Origin of the sequence: Viridibacillus sp. NPDC096237 (genome assembly GCF_050278625.1) — a bacterium.
In the GTDB taxonomy this organism is placed as follows: domain Bacteria; phylum Bacillota; class Bacilli; order Bacillales_A; family Planococcaceae; genus Viridibacillus.
Genome location: NZ_JBNNTI010000102.1, coordinates 1 through 2,646 on the forward strand (window position 1 = coordinate 1; position 2,646 = coordinate 2,646).

A 2,646-nucleotide genomic window follows, 5' to 3' on the forward strand; every position below is an offset into this window, starting at 1 on the left:
CTGGATGTTCCACCTGATGTTAGAATCCCAACATGAGTTCTACCAAGATTACGTTTTGTAATAAAATCTAGTTTCAGTTCTCGATACCCTGCTCCTCCCTTAAGTTCAACTGTTTTTTTTATGCGCTCTCCTGCTGCATTATCTGTAAATATAGTTACATTTTGTAACTTATTTTTATCAGTGGACTCTAATTTTACTTTCATACTCAAGGTATATTTGGAGTTTGATGCTACTTGATTTTCAATATATGTCCAAGTATCTCCATTTGATTCAATCCTACCAGCTTTACCTGTCACTCCTCCATCTACAATACCACCGAGGTTTACCCAAGTTAATCGTTGATTGTCAAAATTATCTTGGGCTATAACTGCATCTTTTTCTACAGGTTCTAGTTCAATATGATCTAAGGAAAATTTCCCTTTTGTATTTTCAATTTTCAATTCGTTTGTTCCATATTTTAATTTAACAGTTGGTCCTTCTATAGTCTTATAATAACCATATTCACCTTTTACAGTGTTTGCTTCATATCCTGTAGTAGGGATAGTAGTCTCCCCTATTTTTTCGAAATTATTACCAGGGCTACTTCTGTGTGAAAGCTTAATCGTAGAGTTTTCGTTAGCCGCAACCCTATATCTAATTTTATATTCTTGCTCTTTAAAAGTAGTTACGCTATACCCTAAATAAGAGTTAGTAGTATCTGTTTTCATGGCCTTTTGCTGTGCATGTATAGGTTCAACTTGTGGTTTAAAATTACTCATTCCTCTATCATACATCTCAGCTGGGATTGAAGTGATCATATTTGTCATCAATTCGGTTCCGAGTTTAAGACGTTTGTCGGTAAATCCAAATACTACTGCATCAATACCATCAAATCCAGATTGAGTACTTCTATTAAATGCGTGAACAAGAGAAATTTTTTGATTAGGAAATTCAAAAGTAGATATCTTTTCCCTTCCAGCTCCAGAGATGGATGTACCAAATCGAGGGTACGTCTTCCCGTTATCATGGGTAAAGGTCAAATGAAAAGGAGTAATTTCTGATCCTACTGTAACTTTAGTTAAAGGATTATCAAAGGTAGAAATCTTGTCTCTTAAAATTCCTCCATTCGTATTTCCAACCCATCCAGTAGAAGAATACATTGCTCCACCATTCACACGATCGGAGTACCAAGGTCGAATGGCATCAATACGATCAAAATCTCGTATGTCGAGTTGCATCAGGCCACCTTTATATTCTTGAGATGCTAAGATATTATTTATATCTTGCCATGTTTTTTCTTTTGGTTGGACTTTCCCTCCAATATCTGAATAAATTTGTCTGGAATTTTGATGCATAGCTCCTCTTGAATATTCACTAGGATTGGTAGATGGAAACAAGGCTACAAAGTCTAGAACACTTAATGTATATTCCCTTACATATTCATTAATATGATTCCATCTATCCGTATTCCTAAATTTTTCTTGGGTATTAATCTGTTCAGCTTCTTTTTTTCTTTTCTCCAAGCCATCGTTATATACTCTCATAGCATAATCAGTATATTCTCGAATAAGTTTTTTCTGTTCATCCCTATACCCTTCCAATTGATCTTTATCTATTCCCCACTCTTCAGCATACAAAATAATATCTCTCAGTAATAAGAGATGAGCATTTGCAGCTTGCACAAAGATCGGAGCTGTTATTTGTTGATACACAGAATCTGTTGACTTTTCAGGAGTTTGAATAACTTTGATAAATCCTTTGAACTCTCGATCTGCTGCCCGAGCAGCCTCGAGTACTGGTGCTCCAGGCTCTTCAACTCTTGCCAAACTATTTCTACTGTCATTATATATTTGCAGAATTCGTTGATAGTCTTCTAGAAATGACGTAGCACGACCAAAATTAGCACCCATAAGATAGCTATGATAATCAGTTATTTTACTATCTATGTGTGTCTCAATGTATTCTTCTAATTGTTTCCATATATCAGTTTGGTTGCTACTTGTAGCTGGCATAAATACATCCCAAATGCTTGCTAGTAGACTAGCTGGTGGCGGTAATAAAGATAAACCTGTTGTCATCATGCCTTTTAGAAAAGCAAGAGTACCCGAACCCGCATCTTTCTTTTGCTGGATATCGGCTAATAAAGGTCTCCACTGATTATTATTAAATGCATTTATAAACTGATCTAACGTTACTCCTTTATAAGGGTTGTCAAACCAAGCTCTCGAATCCCATAAAGGATTATTAGGATCACTATTTTTTGTTTGATTTTCTTTGAAACCTTCTTTTTGTTCAGTTTCTGCAAATACCGTGGTAGCAGTTGGAATGTAGGTTCCAGTAAGTACACTTGCAGCTACTGTCATAGATACTATTTTTCTATGTTTCTTTTTCATTTCAAAACCACTTCCTAACATTTTATTTTTGGTAACGCTTTCATGATAACATCTTTTTTAATGAATATGGGAAAAAAATGAGAAAAAAATGAGAAATATAGTAGAAAAGTGCAAAATAATGCAGAAAAAATGTTTTATTTTACCTAATTACCTAAATGTTGTAGAGAAGACGGAGATAAGTAGTTTTGGAGTTCTTGAGAAAAGAGATTCATTTCGTTTGAAACAGAAAAACTTTATAGAAAACGCCATCCTTCCTGTATATTTCTACAAGAAG

At 34.7% G+C, this 2,646-nt stretch carries 2 protein-coding genes; one reads left to right on the top strand and one right to left on the bottom strand.

The features are described from left to right. A partial coding sequence (locus ACQKMD_RS21895) for an insecticidal delta-endotoxin Cry8Ea1 family protein (RefSeq protein WP_427754676.1) occupies positions 1 to 2,372 on the bottom strand: 2,372 nt, incomplete at its 3' end. 88 nt (positions 2,373 to 2,460) lie between these two features. On the opposite strand from ACQKMD_RS21895, the gene ACQKMD_RS21900 reads away from it, so the two are divergent. Continuing rightward, positions 2,461 to 2,646, top strand: a 186-nt coding sequence (locus tag ACQKMD_RS21900) for a hypothetical protein (RefSeq protein WP_427754678.1), incomplete at its 3' end; no start/stop codon positions are given.